Below are 14,906 nucleotides of genomic sequence, written 5' to 3'. Positions count from 1 at the left end.
CGCCTGCAAGAAATTCACCCTTTACCAATCTTTGCCGCCTTGTCCTTGTCGAACCACCACAGCGCCTCGACCGGAAAGCCGAAATCGGGCTTCTGCTCGGGAAAGCCGAACATGTCCCAATAGGCGACTCGGTGATTCGCGAGATAATATGTTGGAATCCAGTCTAGCCGCGCGCGCAAGACCCGATCGAGCGCTTTGAGCGCCGTGATCAGTTCGACCCGGCTCTGCGCCTTGCCGGCTGCCTCGATCAGTGCATCGATGGCCTTGCTTTCCGTGCCGGGATAATTTCGCATCCCCGGCGTTTTCGCCATCCGCGAATCGTAGAGTATCTCCAGGCCGTCGGCAGTCGGCGTCGCCCCGATCGACCAGGCGAGCAGGGTGAAATCGAAATCGAAATTGCTCTGCCGCTGTTCATATTGCGTCGAATCGACCTGCCGGATCGAAGCGTCGATGCCGATCGTTTTCATGTTCTCGGCCCACGGCGACAAAAGCCGAACGATGCCGTCGTCCTCGGCCAGCATTTCCACCCGCAGTGGCTCGCCCTTTTCATTGACAACGAAATTGCCCGCCCGCTTCCAGCCGGCTTCGGCAAGCAGTCTCGAAGCCGCGCGCAGCAGCTTGCGATCGTGGCCCGAACCGTCGGAGACAGGCTGCATCACCGCTTCGCCGAAGGTTTCCGGCGGCAACTCGGCTCGGAACGGCTCCAGCAGGGCCAATTCCTCGGGCGAGGGCAGGCCCTCGGCCTTGTAATCCGACCGCTCGAAATTCGATTGCGAGCGCTCGTAGGCGCCGTAAAACAGAACCCGCTTGGTCCATTCGAAATCGAAGCAATTGGCGATCGCGCGTCTGACGCGCACATCGCGGAATTGAGCACGACGCTGGTTCAGCGCGACAGCCTGCATGGATGGCGTTTTCTCGCCGGGAAATTCGCGTTTGACGACCCGGCCGTCCTTCAGTGCCGGAAAGTCGTAACCGGTTGCCCATACCCGCGAGGTAAATTCTTCGCGAAAATGCGTGTCCCCCTTCTTCAGGGCTTCAAACGCTGCCTGGCGATTGATGTAAAAATCGATGCGGATGCGGTCGAAATTATAGACGCCGCGGTTCACGGCCAGATCCCTGCCCCAATAGTCGGCGACGCGCTCATATTCGACGGTCTGTCCGGCCGCCACGCGCCCTATTTTGTAGGGTCCGGAGCCGAGCGGCGGTGTCATCGTCGAGGCATCGAAATCATTGACCGTATAAAAGGCTTTGGACACGATCGGCATGGCGACGATCGCAAGGATATTCTGCGCGGATTGTTTGCCGTTGAAGGTGAGGTCCACGGTAACCGGATCGGCCGCAACCGCTTCCGTCATATGCCGCAACGCCTGGGAGAGGTTCGGATGGCCCTTGTCCTTGTAAAGCTTCAATGCGAAGGCGACGTCCTCCGCGGTCATTGGCGAGCCGTCGTGGAAGCGTGCTTGCGGTCGCAGGCTGAAGCGGAAGCCATTGCGGTCCGGCGACAAGGTAACCGACTCGGCAAGCCGGCCATAGACCGCATCCGGCTCATCGAGTGCGCTAGCCATCAACGAATCGAAACAGAGTTCGGTGCGCGGCGGCGATTCCCCTCTCAACACCAGCGAATTCAGCGTGTTGAACGTCAGGAAGCTCTGATTGAAGATGGAGTTCGGCGGTGCGAAATTCATCTGGCCGCCCTTGGGCGCGTCCGGATTGACATAGTCGAAATGCGTGAAACCTGGGGAATATTTGAGGTCGCCGAAGGCCGACAGACCATGCAGCTTGACCCCCGTCGGGATGGCGGCGAAGGCGCGGCCGGGCAACAGCGCTGCCGTCGTGGCCGCGACGCCCAAGGCCAGAAAGTCGCGGCGGGCCAGCGAGACGCGGCGGGGGAGCGCCGCCATCAATTGCCACTCTTGTATTTTGCCGCCAGCGCCTTTTCCTTGTCCGCATCGATCCACCAGGAATTCTGGTCGACGCCGCTATAGGCCGGCTGCTTTTCCGGGATGCCGAACTTATTCCAGTACGCTATCCAGACCGCCGACCGATGGTGTTGCGGCACGACATAGTAATTCCACAGCAGCACCCGGTCGAGCGCATGGGTGGCAGCAACCAGATCGTCACGGTCGGTCGCGAAGATGACGCGGTCGACCAGCGCATCGACGACCGGATTCTTGATGCCGGCATAGTTGCGCGATCCAGGCGTGTCTGCGGACTTGGAACTCCAGAAGTCACGCTGCTCGTTGCCAGGCGAATCCGACTGCCCCAACTGCGATATGGTGACGTCGAAATCGAAATTGTTGACGCGGTTGATGTATTGGGTCTGGTCGATCAGCCGCAACGTGGCGTCGACGCCGATCTTGCGCAGATTGGCGATATAGGGACTGGAAAGGACCTGGTCGGTATCGTTCCAGCCGAGGATTTCGAACTTGAACGGCTCGCCTGTCTTGGCATTGACCATCTTGCCGCCCTTGATCACCCAGCCCGCCTTGGCGAAGAGATCGACCGCAGTCTTGAGATACTTGCGTTCCGCCTGCGGCGAATCGTAGACCGGCAGCTTGAATTCCTGGGTGAAGACTTCGGGCGGCAGCTTGTCGCGATATGGCTCAAGGATTTCCAGCTCCTTGCCTTGTGGCAGGCCGCTCGATGCCAGTTCGGTGCCTTGGAAGTAACTGCTGGTACGGGTGTTGGAACCGAAGAACAAGGTACGATTCATGGCCTCGAAGTCGAGCGGGTAAGTCAGCGCGGCGCGCACCAGACGATCCCCAAACAGCGGACGCCTCGTGTTGAGCATGAAGGCCTGCATCGGTTCGGGTGAGGCGGTCTTGAATTCCTGTTTGATAACGTCGCCGGCCTGGACCGCCGGGAAATTATAGGCGGTGTTCCAGCGCCTCGAACTGTTTTCTGGCCTGATGTCATGCAGTCCGCCCTTGGTGAAGGCTTGCCAGGCGGCATTGTCGTCGAGAAAGTAGCTGAAACGCTGCCTGTCGAAATTCTCGCGGCCGATCTTCACCGGCAGTTTGGCAGCCCAGTAGTCCGGAACCCTCTGCCAGATGATTTCAGAGCCCGGCTTGAAGCTGGCGATCTTGTAGGCGGCCGAGCCGAGCGGCGGCTCCTGCGTCGGCCTGGTGACGTCGCGTTTCTTGCCGGTGGCGTCGGTACCTTCCCACCAATGCTTCGGCAGCACGACGAGATCGCCGAGAATCTTGGGCAACTCCCGGTTGCCCTTCTGGTCGAAATGGAATTCTACCTCGCGGTCGGAAACCGCGACCGCATCGGTGACATTCTCGAAATAGCGGCTGTACATCGGGCTGTTGGCCTTCAGCACCTGAAACGACCAGATTACATCGTCGGTGGTGATCGGCTTGCCGTCATGCCACTTGGCCCGCGGGTCGAGGCGGTATGTTGCCGACGAATAGTCGTCCGGATGTTTGTAGGCGTCGGCGATCAGCGGATGGCTGACGCTGCCTTCGTCGGTTGCCTGCTCCATCAGCGTGTCGTAGAGCAATCCGCCGCCGAACGGGGCGAATCCAGCCGCGGCGGAACCCTGGACGATATAGGGATTGAAGCTGTCGAACGTGCCAAGCACCACCGAATTCAGCGAGCCGCCCTTCGGCGCGTTCGGATTGACGTAATCATAGTGCTGGAAGTTGTCGCCATATTTGGAGTCGCCGATCAGCGACGAGGTGGTGCGCCATTCGTCCGCCAAGGCTGCCTGCGGGCCGCCGGCGAAAGCCGCCACAACCAGCATCGATCTGAGAAACGTTCGGCCAACCGTCATGCCTTCTCCTCTGTGCGATAGCTGCTAGCGGACAATCTAGTTCATTTGACGCTCATGAAAACCGCGACAGGCAGGCTTTGTCGCCGCACATGCGCTTTTCCAATTGAAAAAGCCGGGCTGAACCCGGCTTTTCTAAGAGTTTGTCCATGACAATTGCGTTATTGCGCTGGAGCCGGTGCGGAAGCAGCAGGGGCCGGAGCTGGTGCGGCCGGTGCCGCACCCTCGACCGGCTTGGCCGGTGCTTCACCCTCTGCCGGCTTGGCCGGCGCCGCGCCTTCGGCGGGCGCGGCTGCATTCTCGGCCGAAGCGCCGGGTGTCGGCAGCGGCTTCGGATTGTCCGACAGCGTGCGCAGATAGGCGATGACGTTGGCGCGGTCCTCGTCCTTCGGCAGGCCGGCGAAGCCCATCGCCGTGCCCTTCACCAGCTTCTTCGGCGAAAGCAGAAAGTTGTTGAGGTGGTCGTACGTCCATTTTTCCGCGCCGCCCTTGGAAAACTCTTTCATGCCGGCCGAATAGGCAAAGCCCGCATGCTCGGCGATGGGACGGTCGACGATATCCCAGAGATCAGGGCCGACCTTGTTCGGTCCGCCTTTTTCGCCGGTGTGGCAGGCCTGGCACTTCTTGAACACGGACGCACCCGCCTCGACATTGGCGTTGGCCAGGAGGTCGGCGATCGGCTTGGCTTCGGCGGGGGCTGCCGGGCCGCCCTCGGCAGGCTCCTCGGTCGCCTCGATGGCGTAGCCGGGTTTTTCCGGTGCTGGGGAGGCGAACAGCGCGTCGGATATGATGCCGACCGAGAAGACGACGAACACGGTTCCGAGCAGGCCGCCGATCAGCTTGTTGATTTCGAAAGAGTCCATACGCCCCAGGCTCCCTTTTCCGGCGGACCGATCCGTCCACTCCGTCCGTCGGTAATCGTGAACCACCCCGCGAGGCGGTCAAATCGGGCGGAAACTAGGTCTTTTGCTCTGGCGTTGCAACACCTATAAGGGCGCTTCCAGTGAGACCTTTTGCCACTTTTCCCTTCCTCTTTTTCGGATGCTTCATCACCCGATGTCCACGCTCATCCTCATCCCGGCCCGCATGGCCTCGACCCGCCTGCCGGGCAAGCCGCTGGCCGACATCGCCGGCGTTCCGATGATCGTCCATGTCGCCCGCCGCGCCGCAGAGGCCGGGCTCGGCCGGGTGGTGGTCGCCACTGATACCCAGAGCGTGGCGGCGGCGGTGCGCACGCACGGTTTCGAGGCGGTGATGACGCGCGTCGGCCATGAATCGGGCTCCGACCGCATCTTCGAGGCGCTGGCCACGCTGGATCCCGGGCGCAAGGTCGAAACGATCGTCAATGTGCAGGGCGACCTGCCGACCATCGATCCCGACATCATCAAGGCCGCGCTAAGGCCTTTCGAGGATGCGACGATCGACATCGCCACGCTTGGCATCGAGATCGTCCGCGACGAGGAAAAGACCAATCCGAATGTCGTCAAGATCGTCGGCTCGCCGCAGTCGGAGACACGGCTGCGGGCGCTCTATTTCACCCGCGCCACCGCACCTTGGGGCGATGGGCCGCTCTATCATCACATCGGCCTCTATGCCTATCGCCGCTCAGCGCTCGAGCGCTTTGTCGCGCTGCAGCCGTCGCCGCTGGAACGGCGCGAGAAGCTCGAGCAGTTGCGGGCGCTGGAGGCCGGCATGCGCATCGACGCCGAGATCGTGCAGTCGGCGCCGTTCGGCGTCGACACGCCGGACGATCTCGAACGCGCCAGAACCATCCTTTCAACCTGAGACATCTGGACACCTGAGACATTTGGCATGCCTGAAAAAACCAACAGAATAGCCTTCCAGGGCGAGCCGGGCGCCAATTCCGACACCGCCTGCCGCAACATGTTCCCTGATATGGAGCCGTTGCCGTGTCCGACCTTCGAGGATGCTTTCAACGCGGTCGAGACCGGCAAGGCCGACCTCGCCATGATCCCGATCGAGAACACGATTGCCGGGCGCGTCGCCGACATCCATCATCTCCTGCCGGAATCGAAGCTGCACATCGTCGGCGAATATTTCCTGCCGATCCATTTCCAGCTGATGGTTCTGCCGGGCGTCAGGCGCGACCAGATCAAGACCGTGCACAGCCACATCCATGCGCTCGGCCAGTGCCGCAAATATATCCGCAAGAACGGCTGGAAGCCGGTGGTCGCCGGCGACACGGCGGGCGCCGCCAAGCTGGTCGCAGAGCTGAAGGACCGCACCATGGCGGCGCTGGCGCCGGCTCTGGCCTCGACGCTCTATGGGCTCGACATCATCGAGCAGAATGTCGAGGACACCGACAGCAACGTCACCCGCTTCGTCGTGCTGACCAGGAACAGGCAGTGGGCCGAACGTCCCTCGGCCGATGCCAGGATGATGACGACGTTCATCTTCCGCGTCCGCAACGTGCCGGCCGCGCTCTACAAGGCGATGGGCGGCTTCGCCACCAACGGCATCAACATGACAAAGCTCGAGAGTTACCAGCTCGGCGCGTTCACCGCGACCCTGTTCTACGCTGATATCGAGGGCCATCCCGACGATCCGCTGGTAAAACTGGCGCTCGACGAGCTTGCCTTCTTCTCGCGCGAAATGCGGATTCTGGGCGTCTACCCGGCCAGCCAGTCGCGTGAGCAGTGGAAGGTGGCGGACTAGCTCAGCGCCTTGCCAGGTGACTAGCATCGGGCGAGATTGCTGCGATGTGGCTTCTGAAACTGACGCTCGCGGTCGCTGGATTGTATGCGGTGATTGTTGCGGTCGTGTATGTGCTCCAGTCCTGGCTGATCTTTCCGGCCGGCCTTGCGGGGTTCGGACCCGATCTGCCGGCTGGGGCACGCCATGTCGAACTGGCGACTGAGGATGGCGAGCGCGTCGTTCTGGTCCGCCTGCCGGCAAGGCAGGCGCCGGCCGAGCCACGCCCGCTGCTGCTGGGGTTCGCCGGCAATGCCTGGAACGCCGACGCACTTGCCTTCATGCTGCACCAGCTATTTCCCGAACATGAGGTCGCTGCGCTGCACTACCGTGGCTATGCGCCGAGCAGCGGCAGCCCATCGGCCGCCGCCCTGCTCAAGGACGCCCGACGCGCCCATGACCAGCTGGCCAGCGATGCCAAAGCCGGCATCGTCGCCATCGGCCTTAGCATCGGCGCTGCGGTTGCGGCCGATCTGGCGACGTCCCGGCCCCTGCGCGGCATCGTCATGGTGACCCCCTTCGATTCGCTGAGAGAACTCGCCGCTCACCACTATCCCTGGCTGCCGGTGCGCCTCTTGCTGCGGCACCGCATGGAGGCCGCGGAATCTCTGCGCGACCTCGATGTGCCCACGGCCGTCATCACCGCCGAGAACGACACCATCGTACCTGCGGCGCGTTCGGCGCCCCTGCGCGAGGCTGCGCGCGACCTGCGCAGCCACATCGCCATAGCGGCTGGCCACAACGACCTCTATGACCATCCCGACTTCGCCGGAGCGCTACGCGCCTCCGTTGCGGTGGTCACGCGCGATTGAAAAACAATTCGCAGATGTCGGAATTCCGGCGCGACATTCGTCCTTTGCTTGCCGCAATCGAAGAAGGGAGACGACGAGATGAAGGCCTGCCCATGACCCCCACCATCACTGCCTTTGAACGGTCGCCCGATCGCGGCAGGGGACTGGCGCGTGACATGCGCGTTCGCTGGGCGCTTGAAGAAGTCGGCCAGCCCTACAGGGTTCGTCTTGTTTCGTTCAAGGCGATGAAGGAACCCGCGCATCTCGCGCTTCACCCTTTCGGGCAGATTCCGACCTATGAGGAAGGCGATCTTGCGCTGTTCGAGTCGGGGGCGATCGTGTTCCATATCGCTGAGCGCCATGCTGGCCTGCTGCCAGACGATGCGAATGCCAGGGCGCGCGCAATCTCATGGATGTTTGCCGCGCTAAACACCGTGGAGCCGCCGATCCTTGAACGCCAAACCGCCGTGCTCCTGGAGCGCGACGAGACCTGGCACGAACAGCGCCTGCCTATGGTCGATGATCGCATCCGTGACCGGCTGGGCGAGCTTTCCGGTCGCCTTGCCGATGCCGACTGGCTCGATGATGCGTTCAGCGCCGGGGATCTGATGATGGTGCACGTGCTGCTAAGGTTGAGCGGGTCGGGTATGCTGGACGAATATCCGAACCTCTCCGCCTATGTCGTCCGCGGCGAAGCCCGGCCGGCCTACAAGCGCGCTTTCGCCGCTCAATTGGCGGTTTTCACCGGCAAGTCACCGACTTGACTCAGTGGCGCGTAGTCGATCTCCAAAAACGCCGCGACTTCCGGGATCCAGCGGTCGCGGACGAAGGCGACGTGGTCGGGATGGTCGTTGTAGCCGGAATAGGCAGCCTGATCGGCGAACTCCATCGAGAAGCCGAAGCGATAATCGTTCTTCGGGCTGACCTGCCGCAACTGCTCGAATTTCTCGACGCCCGGTATCGCCGCCAGTATTTTGGCGTCTGCCAGAAATTTTGCCTCCTCGGCCGAGTTCTCCTTGTGCTTCAGCCTGAACACCACTGTATGACGGATCATTTTTGCTTCCCCTGCAGGCTATGCGCTGTCGGCCCAGGCGCGGATGAGGTTATAGGCGATCGCCCCCTTCGGCGGCGTGACCAAGCCGCCCGGATGCTCGCGGGCCAGCATCGACAGCACCTCGTCGCGAAAGAACCAGCGGCAGTCTTCCAACTCGTTGAGGTCGGCCTGGATGTCGTCGTTGAGCGGCTCGCCGAAGCAGCCGATCATCAGCGAATAGGGAAACGGCCAGGGCTGGCTGGCGTGATAGACGACGCGGCCAAGCCGGATACCGGCTTCCTCCAGCGTTTCACGGCGCACCGCCGCCTCGATCGTCTCGCCCGGCTCGATGAAGCCGGCAAGCGCCGAATACATGCCGGGCGCGAAATGCCGGCCGCGGCCGAGCAGGCATTTTTCACGCGTCGCCGTCAGCATGATCGCCACCGGGTCGGTTCGCGGAAAATGCTCGGTGGCGCAGGCCGGGCAAAGCCGCTTGTAGCCGCCGGCCCGCATCGCGGCTTCAGCGCCGCATTTGCTGCAGAAGCGGTGGCTGGCATGCCAGGCGAGCAGCGCTGCTCCTTGCGCCATCGCGCCGGCCGCCGCCTCGTCGATCAGCCCCTGCATGTAGACCGAGCGATAGTCGATGGCCTTGATGGTATCGGGCAGCTGTTCGGGGTCGATGCCGGCCGGTACGGCGAGCACCGGGCCGCTGTCGGAAAAACCGAGCAGGACGCCACGGTCGAGCGACGCCTCGAGCGGCCGGCTTTCCTCGGCGCCGAACCAGGGGTCGAAGCCGCCACCAATGAGCTTCAGGTAGAGCCGCCCGCCATGCATCAGCAAAAGCCTGGCTGAAGGATCGGCGAGCGCCTTTTCGACGGAATCGTCGGCGCGGTTTTCCGATTGCCGGTCGATCATGTTGCCGGCAAAGCCGACGAACTGGCTCGGCTCGCGCAAGGGCGCGTCAAACAGGCGGAAGCTCATCGAGACTCAACTTCAGGATGGACACGGGACAGGCTTATAGCGCCGCCTTTATCTTCTGCGCAAACCGGCGGAGGTCCGAGCGCTCGTAGGGCTCGCGCATACCGTGCCCCCACACCGGGCCCGGCCAGCCGGGATCGCCTTCCGAGCGCGCGATGACATGAACATGCAACTGGCGGACGATGTTGCCAAGTGCACCGCTGTTTATCTTGGTGCAGCCGGTCACGCTTTTCAGCGCCTGCGCCACCATATTGGTCTCGAAGGTCAGCATCGCCTGGTCGAGCGGCGTCAAATCATGGATTTCCTCCGCGCCCGGCCGCTGCGGCACCAGAAGCAGCCACGGCCAGCGGCGGTCGTTCATCACGCGCAACTCGCACAGGCCGAGCCACATCAACTGCTCGCTGTCGGCCTCCAGACGAGCATCCAGCGTGAATCCGGCCTCGAGGCCCGGCGACATCGGCGTTTCCTTCACTTTTGTAGTATTTTTTTACTCCATGGACGCTAGAGCCGCCGCCGTTAGCCCGCAAGAGGGCGGCAAGCGAATCAAGGCCTATCGTGGCGATGATGGTCCGGCGAAGAACTCAGGGTATGGCCTGCCAAGACTTTGGGCTGGAATGAAGTCACCATCTCGCCCCCTCTGGTCTGCCGGCCATGGCTTTCGTTCCTCTGTTCTTGCTTTGTGCCGGCCGCTATGCCAGTAGTTTCAACATGGTGCTTATTCGCGCCAGCGATCCGCCTCCGAGGCGGTTTTTTTATTTTCTGGTTTCGCCGCCTGTCACTGCGCCCTTGCATTTCATCGCCGGATTGCCGATATGGGAGCCGGGAGGTTGGTGGTGGACGGTCCACTCGCCAACCGGGTCAGGTCCGGAAGGAAGCAGCCCTAACGAGCCCGGAACGGGTCATTGTTCCAGCCTCCCACCTCTTCGCCTTTCTCCCGCGACATTGACGGCGCCAAGCCCTGCGGGCGAAACTATGCGCAGGAATCGGCCGCCTTGAGCCGCGGCCCTTGGAGCTTTACGGGCGAATGAGCGAAGCCGGAAATTCGGGAACGGAAAAAGCCGCCGCCTATCGCGTTCTGGCGCGCAAATACCGTCCTGCCAATTTCTCCGAACTGATCGGCCAGGAGCCGATGGTCCGCACCCTCACCAACGCTTTCGCCACCGGCCGCATCGCCCAGGCCTGGATGCTGACCGGCGTGCGCGGTGTCGGCAAGACGACGACGGCGCGCATACTCGCGCGGGCCCTGAACTACAAAACATCGACCGTCGACCAGCCTTCGGTCGATCTTGCCGTGCCGGGCGAGCATTGCCAGGCGATCATGGAAGGCCGCCATGTCGACGTCATCGAGATGGACGCCGCCTCGCACACGGGCATCGACGACATCAGGGACATCATCGAGCGCGTGCGTTACGCGCCGGTGTCGGCGCGCTACAAGGTCTACATCATCGACGAAGTGCACATGCTCTCGACGCAGGCCTTCAACGGCCTGCTGAAGACGCTGGAAGAGCCGCCGCCGCACGTCAAATTCATCTTCGCTACCACCGAAATCAGAAAAGTTCCGATCACCGTTCTGTCGCGCTGCCAGCGCTTCGATCTCAGGCGTATCGATGCCGGCACGTTGGTCGCGCACCTCTCCTCGATCGCCGGAAAAGAAGGCATCACGGTCGATGACGACGCGCTGGCGATGATCGCCCGCGCGGCCGAGGGCTCGGCGCGCGATTCGCTGTCCATTCTCGACCAAGCGATCGCCCATGGCAGCGGCGCAGTCAGCGCCGAAGCGGTGCGCGCCATGCTCGGGCTGGCCGACCGCGCCCGCATCGTCGACCTGTTCGAACATGTGATGAAGGGCGATGTGGCGGCCGCACTGGCCGAATTCCGCAACCAGTACGACACCGGCGCCGATCCGGCCGCTGTGCTGACCGACCTGGCCGAGTTCAACCATCTCGTCACCCGGCTGCGCTTTGTGCCGACAGCCCTTGAGGACGCCTCGCTGTCAGAGGATGAGCGACGGCGCGGCGCCGATTTCGCCAAGGCGCTGTCGGTCAGGGTGCTGTCGCGGACCTGGCAGATGCTGTTGAAAGGCATTCCCGAGGTGCAGTCCTCCAACCGGCCGGTCAGCGCCGCCGAAATGGTGCTGATCCGGCTGGCGCATGCCGCCGACTTGCCGACACTGGACGAGGCGCTGAAATCGCTGGAGGGCGCAGCGTCGGCGCCGAATGGCGCGCCACGCTCGAATGGTGCACCCGCAACCTCTGCCGCCGCAAATCCCGGCCCGGCAAATCCCGGCCCAGCAAATCCCGGTAATGGCGGCGCCAGCGTGGCGCAGACGCGGATGCCGGCGGCCAATGGCGGCGCCCAGACCATGCGGCTGGTCGAACCCGAGCCGATGCCTGTGCCTTTCGTTCCGGCGCCGGAGCCGGTCGCCGATGCGCCGCCGGTGCCGGTGAAATCGCTGGCCGACATCATCGCCCTTGCCGACGCCCAGCGCGACATCGCCTTCAAGGTGCTGGTCAAGCGCTGCGTGCGCCTGGTGCGCATCGAGCCGGGCCGCATCGACGTCAGCCTGACCGATGACGCGCCGAAGATGCTGCTCAACGATCTGACCGCCAAATTGCGCGCCTGGACCGGACGCAGCTGGCTGGTGTCGCTGTCGAAGGAAGCGGGCGGCCAGACGCTGGCCGAGATGGAATCGACCAAGCGCGAAAACGCCCTCCTCGATGCCAAGAGCGACCCGACCGTCGCCGCCATCCTGGCGCGTTTTCCCGGCGCCAAGATCATCGACGTGCGCATTCCCGACGCACCGGAAGCCGATGCGGTGGAGGCCGAGGTTCCAATCGAGCCGGCCACCGACGAAGACGAAACCTGAGCAACCGAAGGTCAGCGAAGCAAAAAATGGGAGCCGGTTTTCGGAGACGATCATGCTTAAAAAAGAAACAAATCAATCGTAGAGGACCACGCGATGAAAGATCTTCTCGGCCTGATGGGCAAGGCGAAAGAAATGCAGGCCAAGTTCCAGGCCATGCAGGACGAGATCGCCACGCTGGAAGCCACCGGACAGGCCGGCGGCGGCCTGGTCAGCGTGACGCTGACCGGCAAATTCGAGATGAAGTCCCTGAAAATCGACCCGTCGCTGTTCAAGGAGGACGAGGTCGAGATTCTGGAGGATCTGCTTCTCGCCGCCCACAATGACGCCAGGGCCAAGGTCGAACAGATGATGCAGGAAAAGACCCAGGCACTGACCGCAGGACTGCCGATTCCGCCGGGAATGAAGCTGCCGTTCTAAGAGGCTTGGAAACTCTACTCCGGCGGCCATCTGATGGCGGTTTCTGCGCTTCCGGTGCTCACGGACCCAAATGTCCGCTCCGCTCCGGTTCTCGAAACCACCACCATACGACGCGCCGGAGCGACTTTCCAACAGCCTCTCAGCTGTATTGATGGTTGTGCCGATCGAGCGAGCCCGGGGAGCGCAGCGATTCACCGTCTGCCCGCCCGCTGTGTCTATTGGGCAACTCCGCAGACTTAATAACGCTTTAGCCATCTTTTTGCCCGAAAGTGTCTCATTCTTGCCGCAACTAGGGGCGGGCTGGCGACAGAATGAGGGGATATCTTTGATCGTGACCCGATGGAAGACGCCGTTGCTGCTCGGCGTCATCACCTCTCCGCTGTTTTTGGCCGCCTGCAGTCAGACCACGCACGGCCTGTCCGTGGCCAGCCTGACCGATACCGCCAGGTCACGGCCCTACAATCACACAGCGAAGGACAAGGAGTGCCTCCAGCGCGCGATGTTCTTCGAATCCAACCGGTCGAGCCGCGACGGCATGATTGCCGTCGGCACGGTGGTGATGAACCGGCTGCGCTCCGGCAAGCACGGCAACACCATCTGCCAGGTGGTCGGCGAACGCGGCCAGTTCGCGCCGGGCGTGATGACACGGCCGATGAATTCGAAGGCGATGCCCGATGTCGAGGAAGCTGCCGAGGCGGTGCTCAGGGGCGAGCGCAAGGCCAAGCTGAAGAACTCGATGTTCTTTCACACCGCCGGCCTGCGTTTCCCCTACAAGAACATGCACTACACCATGGTCGCCGGCGGCAACGCCTTCTACGAAAAGCGCGGCCGGAACTGGAAACCGTTGCCGGACGAGCCAACGGTCGCGGTGGCGCAGGCGACGCCGCGGCGGTCGCGCGCCGCAGGGGTGACGCTCATGGCCTCTGCTGCGCCGGCCGCCAAGGCGGCGCCCAGCAAGGTGACCTATGTGACGGCGGTCGCATCGCAACCGGCAAAGGCTGTTCCAGGGAAGGCAACGCCGGAGAAGGTGACCTTTGTGGCGATGCAGGAGCCGGACGCCGCCCGTTTCGGCAGCACCGCCGGTGCGCAACCAGCTACGTCATTTTCGGCGGCGCCGGCCGAGCCGACGATGTCGTTTGAATCGACACCCGAGAACACCGATGCCATCGGTGCGATGATCGCCGGCCAAGGCAGGCCGCTGGAAGCCTACTGAGGCGATCGACGGTCGACGTCGGCGCCGCCCCTCATCTGCCTGCCGGCACCTTCTCCCCGGATAGTGACGGGGAGAAGGGATCTGGCCACAACCTTGGCACCCTTCCTGCAACGCCGGAAATTGGCGAAATCATTTGAGATGGCGTCTTTCTCCCCGTCACTATACGGGGAGAAATGCCCGGCAGGGCAATGAGGCGCAGCGCAAACCTGAGCGATTGTTCGCAGCAGCCGCGCCGCAGGAGAGTTCCAAAACCAATTGAAAAATCCTAAACCGATGCGATGTCGAAGCGAATCGCCGGTCCCGAGATCGAACGCCTGATCCAACTCCTGGCCAAGGTGCCGGGGCTTGGGCCCCGTTCGGCCAGGCGGGCAGCGCTTCACCTCATCAAGAAGAAGGAGCAGTTGCTGTCGCCGCTCGCCGCCGCCATGAGCGAGGCGGTCGACAAGGTGCGCATCTGCTCGACCTGCGGCAATGTCGATACGTCCGACCCCTGCATGATCTGCACCGATCCGCGCCGCGACGCCGGCACGCTCATCGTCGTCGAGGACGTGGCCGACCTGTGGGCGCTGGAGCGGGCGGCCGCCATGAATGTCCGCTATCACGTGCTCGGCGGCTCGCTGTCGCCGCTCGACGGCATCGGCCCCGAGCAGCTCAACATCCGCTCGCTGGTCGACCGCGTCGCCGGCGGCGAGGTCAAGGAGGTGATCCTTGCCGTCAACGCCACCGTCGAGGGTCAGACCACCGCGCATTATCTCACCGATCAATTGTCCGGCTTCGATATCAAGGTGACGCGGCTGGCGCATGGCGTCCCGGTCGGCGGCGAACTCGACTATCTCGACGAAGGCACGCTGGCCGCCGCGCTGCGCTCGCGGACGGCGTTTTGAGGAAGGGGGGCCTATTGAGATGATTGCATTCCGTCGCGCCCCCCTCTGTCCTGCCGGACATCTCCCCCACGAGGGGGGAGATTGGCTGTCGCGCCTGTTTTCGCCAGTCTTCAATGTTGCAAGATTGGCGACAAAACCAAAGCTGCGAATCTCCCCCCAAGTGGGGGAGATGTCCGGCAGGACAGAGGGGGGCGCGACAGAACGCGGACTTTGCAGATTGGCTGCTTTTTTTCTCGT

General features: G+C 62.9%; 14 protein-coding genes and 1 other RNA gene. 9 read left to right on the top strand and 6 right to left on the bottom strand.

Translation table 11 applies throughout. The features are described 5' to 3' along the window. Window positions 1-14 precede the first annotated feature (14 nt). The 3 genes from AC0L2Z_RS18820 to AC0L2Z_RS18810 form a co-directional block, all read right to left on the bottom strand. On the bottom strand, window positions 15-1,901 hold the full coding sequence (locus AC0L2Z_RS18820; protein WP_287226847.1) for an extracellular solute-binding protein: 1,887 nt from the start codon (window positions 1,899-1,901) through the stop codon (window positions 15-17). Continuing rightward, a complete protein-coding gene (locus AC0L2Z_RS18815) occupies window positions 1,901-3,778 on the bottom strand; it encodes an extracellular solute-binding protein (protein ID WP_473628984.1) in 1,878 nt (625 codons plus the stop codon). The genes AC0L2Z_RS18820 and AC0L2Z_RS18815 overlap by 1 nt, the downstream gene beginning before the upstream one ends. A gap of 158 nt (window positions 3,779-3,936) precedes the next feature. After that, window positions 3,937-4,638 carry a c-type cytochrome gene (locus tag AC0L2Z_RS18810; RefSeq protein WP_473628983.1) on the bottom strand — a complete coding sequence of 234 codons (702 nt, stop codon included), beginning with the start codon at window positions 4,636-4,638 and terminating at the stop codon, window positions 3,937-3,939. A gap of 193 nt (window positions 4,639-4,831) precedes the next feature. Between AC0L2Z_RS18810 and AC0L2Z_RS18805 the strand changes: the two genes are divergently transcribed. The 4 genes from AC0L2Z_RS18805 to AC0L2Z_RS18790 all read left to right on the top strand — a co-directional run bounded on the left by AC0L2Z_RS18805 (window position 4,832) and on the right by AC0L2Z_RS18790 (window position 8,042). After that, window positions 4,832-5,560, top strand: a complete 729-nt coding sequence (locus AC0L2Z_RS18805; RefSeq protein ID WP_023802076.1) for a 3-deoxy-manno-octulosonate cytidylyltransferase — start codon at window positions 4,832-4,834, stop codon at window positions 5,558-5,560. A gap of 27 nt (window positions 5,561-5,587) precedes the next feature. Further along, window positions 5,588-6,451, top strand: coding sequence for a prephenate dehydratase (locus AC0L2Z_RS18800; protein WP_023802077.1), 864 nt, complete (start codon window positions 5,588-5,590; stop codon window positions 6,449-6,451). 44 nt (window positions 6,452-6,495) lie between these two features. Beyond that, complete coding sequence (locus AC0L2Z_RS18795) at window positions 6,496-7,299, top strand: alpha/beta hydrolase (protein WP_473628982.1); 804 nt, start codon at window positions 6,496-6,498, stop codon at window positions 7,297-7,299. A 92-nt stretch (window positions 7,300-7,391) separates the two neighbouring features. Next, window positions 7,392-8,042 (top strand): glutathione S-transferase family protein, encoded by a 651-nt coding sequence (locus AC0L2Z_RS18790; RefSeq protein ID WP_473535855.1) that lies wholly within the window; start codon window positions 7,392-7,394, stop codon window positions 8,040-8,042. On the opposite strand, the gene AC0L2Z_RS18785 is transcribed toward AC0L2Z_RS18790, so the two are convergent. The 3 genes from AC0L2Z_RS18785 to AC0L2Z_RS18775 are packed head-to-tail and all read right to left on the bottom strand — an operon-like array spanning window position 8,006 to window position 9,746. Continuing rightward, complete coding sequence (locus AC0L2Z_RS18785) at window positions 8,006-8,332, bottom strand: Dabb family protein (RefSeq protein ID WP_473628981.1); 327 nt, start codon at window positions 8,330-8,332, stop codon at window positions 8,006-8,008. The two genes, AC0L2Z_RS18790 and AC0L2Z_RS18785, sit on opposite strands and share 37 nt — an antisense overlap. A gap of 18 nt (window positions 8,333-8,350) precedes the next feature. Next, complete coding sequence (nudC, locus tag AC0L2Z_RS18780; protein WP_473515041.1) at window positions 8,351-9,292, bottom strand: NAD(+) diphosphatase; 942 nt, start codon at window positions 9,290-9,292, stop codon at window positions 8,351-8,353. Between the two features lie 34 nt (window positions 9,293-9,326). Then, window positions 9,327-9,746, bottom strand: coding sequence for an HIT domain-containing protein (locus AC0L2Z_RS18775; RefSeq protein WP_023802081.1), 420 nt, complete (start codon window positions 9,744-9,746; stop codon window positions 9,327-9,329). A gap of 365 nt (window positions 9,747-10,111) precedes the next feature. On the opposite strand from AC0L2Z_RS18775, the gene ffs reads away from it, so the two are divergent. The 5 genes from ffs (at window position 10,112) to recR (ending at window position 14,669) form a co-directional block, all read left to right on the top strand. Further along, an RNA gene (gene ffs, locus AC0L2Z_RS18770) (signal recognition particle sRNA small type) lies at window positions 10,112-10,208 on the top strand. Between the two features lie 105 nt (window positions 10,209-10,313). After that, window positions 10,314-12,155 (top strand): DNA polymerase III subunit gamma/tau, encoded by a 1,842-nt coding sequence (locus tag AC0L2Z_RS18765; RefSeq protein ID WP_473628980.1) that lies wholly within the window; start codon window positions 10,314-10,316, stop codon window positions 12,153-12,155. A gap of 93 nt (window positions 12,156-12,248) precedes the next feature. Next, window positions 12,249-12,572, top strand: coding sequence for a YbaB/EbfC family nucleoid-associated protein (locus tag AC0L2Z_RS18760; RefSeq protein ID WP_023802083.1), 324 nt, complete (start codon window positions 12,249-12,251; stop codon window positions 12,570-12,572). 325 nt (window positions 12,573-12,897) lie between these two features. Then, window positions 12,898-13,785, top strand: coding sequence for a cell wall hydrolase (locus AC0L2Z_RS18755; protein WP_473628979.1), 888 nt, complete (start codon window positions 12,898-12,900; stop codon window positions 13,783-13,785). 278 nt (window positions 13,786-14,063) lie between these two features. Then, entirely contained in the window at window positions 14,064-14,669 is a 606-nt protein-coding gene (recR, locus tag AC0L2Z_RS18750) for a recombination mediator RecR (protein ID WP_023802085.1), read from the top strand. The last annotated feature ends 237 nt before the right edge of the window (window positions 14,670-14,906 follow it).

This window comes from Mesorhizobium sp. WSM4850, from assembly GCF_055811735.1.
Note: the sequence above shows the minus strand (reverse complement) of the source record. Positions and strands in the feature narration are given on the sequence as shown.

What these genes read in the sequence shown, in the direction of transcription:
- AC0L2Z_RS18820 (WP_287226847.1), bottom strand. Translation starts at nt 1,901, where the DNA reads ATGGCGGCGCTCCCCCGCCGCGTCTCGCTGGCCCGCCGCGACTTTCTG.
- AC0L2Z_RS18815 (WP_473628984.1), bottom strand. Translation starts at nt 3,778, where the DNA reads ATGACGGTTGGCCGAACGTTTCTCAGATCGATGCTGGTTGTGGCGGCT.
- AC0L2Z_RS18810 (WP_473628983.1), bottom strand. Translation starts at nt 4,638, where the DNA reads ATGGACTCTTTCGAAATCAACAAGCTGATCGGCGGCCTGCTCGGAACC.
- AC0L2Z_RS18805 (WP_023802076.1), top strand. Translation starts at nt 4,832, where the DNA reads ATGTCCACGCTCATCCTCATCCCGGCCCGCATGGCCTCGACCCGCCTG.
- AC0L2Z_RS18800 (WP_023802077.1), top strand. Translation starts at nt 5,588, where the DNA reads ATGCCTGAAAAAACCAACAGAATAGCCTTCCAGGGCGAGCCGGGCGCC.
- AC0L2Z_RS18795 (WP_473628982.1), top strand. Translation starts at nt 6,496, where the DNA reads ATGTGGCTTCTGAAACTGACGCTCGCGGTCGCTGGATTGTATGCGGTG.
- AC0L2Z_RS18790 (WP_473535855.1), top strand. Translation starts at nt 7,392, where the DNA reads ATGACCCCCACCATCACTGCCTTTGAACGGTCGCCCGATCGCGGCAGG.
- AC0L2Z_RS18785 (WP_473628981.1), bottom strand. Translation starts at nt 8,332, where the DNA reads ATGATCCGTCATACAGTGGTGTTCAGGCTGAAGCACAAGGAGAACTCG.
- nudC (WP_473515041.1), bottom strand. Translation starts at nt 9,292, where the DNA reads ATGAGCTTCCGCCTGTTTGACGCGCCCTTGCGCGAGCCGAGCCAGTTC.
- AC0L2Z_RS18775 (WP_023802081.1), bottom strand. Translation starts at nt 9,746, where the DNA reads ATGTCGCCGGGCCTCGAGGCCGGATTCACGCTGGATGCTCGTCTGGAG.
- AC0L2Z_RS18765 (WP_473628980.1), top strand. Translation starts at nt 10,314, where the DNA reads ATGAGCGAAGCCGGAAATTCGGGAACGGAAAAAGCCGCCGCCTATCGC.
- AC0L2Z_RS18760 (WP_023802083.1), top strand. Translation starts at nt 12,249, where the DNA reads ATGAAAGATCTTCTCGGCCTGATGGGCAAGGCGAAAGAAATGCAGGCC.
- recR (WP_023802085.1), top strand. Translation starts at nt 14,064, where the DNA reads ATGTCGAAGCGAATCGCCGGTCCCGAGATCGAACGCCTGATCCAACTC.